The organism is Mycobacterium neglectum, from assembly GCF_002591975.1.
GTDB classification, from domain to species: Bacteria; Actinomycetota; Actinomycetes; order Mycobacteriales; family Mycobacteriaceae; genus Mycobacterium; species Mycobacterium neglectum.
Map to the genome: position 1 here is coordinate 1 of NZ_NVQE01000105.1, position 1,467 is coordinate 1,467.

General features: G+C 66.3%; 1 protein-coding gene. It reads left to right on the forward strand.

Annotation, left to right across the window (positions count from 1 at the left end):
- The first annotated feature begins 129 nt into the window (after positions 1 to 129).
- Complete coding sequence (locus CSQ99_RS30565) at positions 130 to 1,443, forward strand: ISL3 family transposase (RefSeq protein WP_006240981.1); 1,314 nt, start codon at positions 130 to 132, stop codon at positions 1,441 to 1,443.
- The last annotated feature ends 24 nt before the right edge of the window (positions 1,444 to 1,467 follow it).

Genomic DNA, 1,467 nt, shown 5'->3' on the forward strand with positions numbered 1-1,467 from the left:
GGCTCTTCGATTTTAATGGGGCAGTTGTGATTTCGCTCTCGTAGGGCGTGTCGCTGCATGGGGAGGCCCTTGGTCTTCCGAAGTCTGAAAGTTGCGAAGCATTCAGGCTGACGAAGGGAACCAAGGGCCGTGTCCGACGGTACGACATTGTTGTTTGGGCTGCCAGGAGTGCGGGTTGAGCGTGTCGAGCGCTGGGCCGACGGGACGCGAGTAGTGCACGCGGTGACCGCGAGCGAGTCCGCGGCGGCGTGCCCGTCGTGTGGGGTGTTGTCCACCTCGGTGAAGGCCCGAGTCGCCACCGCACCGAAGGATATCCCCTACGGTGAAGCGCGAATCATGCTGCGGTGGCACAAGACCCGGTGGCGTTGCCGGGAGGACTACTGTGAACGCGGGTCCTTCACCGAGTCCATCGCGCAGGTGCCGGCGCGGGCCCGCACAACTCTGCGGTTGCGCACTCAGGTCGGTGCGGCGATCGGGGATGCGGCCCGTTCTGTGGCCGAGGTCGCAAACAGCCACGGCGTGTCGTGGCCGACCGCGCACCGCGCGTTCGTCGCCCACGCCGAGTCGCTGCTAGTCGAACCGCAGCCCACCGCGGTGCTGGGCATCGATGAGACCCGCCGCGGAAAGCCCAGGTGGGAACACTGCGCGGTGACGCAGGGGTGGGTGCGGGTGGACCCGTGGGACACCGGGTTCGTCGACCTGGCCGGCGATCAGGGCCTGCTGGGGCAACGGGAAGGCCGCACCGGCGCAGCGGTCATCGACTGGCTCTCTGAGCGCACCGAAGCCTTCCGCGCGGGCGTGGCCTACGTGGCCATCGACCCGGCCGCGGTCTACGCGACAGCGATCCGCACACCCGGCTTGTTGCCCAACGCGACGATCGTGGTCGATCACTTCCACCTGGTGAAGCTCGGCAACGACGCGGTGACCAAGGTGCGTCAACGGGTCACCTGGGATCTACGTGAGCGTCGTGGTCGCAAGATCGACCCGGAATGGGCCAACCGGCGACGGTTGCTGCGCGCTCGGGAACGCCTGTCGGGCAAGAGTTTCGCCAAAATGTGGAACGCCCTCATCGCCGCTGACGACACCGGTCAGATCCTCTCAGCGTGGATCGCCAAGGAAGAACTGCGCACCCTGCTGTCCACCGTGCGCGTCGGCGGCGACCCGCACCTGACCCGGCACCGCCTGCACCGGTTCCTGTCCTGGTGCATCGATTCGCAGATCCCGGAGCTGCTGACCCTGGCCACCACCGTGGACACCTGGTGGCCCGAGATCAACGCCTTCATCGCCACCGGCATCACCAACGCCGGCACCGAGGGCTACAACCGGCTCGTCAAGCAGGTCAAACGCACAGCGTGCGGGTTCAGAAACACAGAAAACTCGGCCCGCCGGATACGCTTCCACTGCACCCGCAAACAGCGGGCCGCAACCCAGACATCATGCTGATTGCCCGCTCAAAATCGAAGAGCC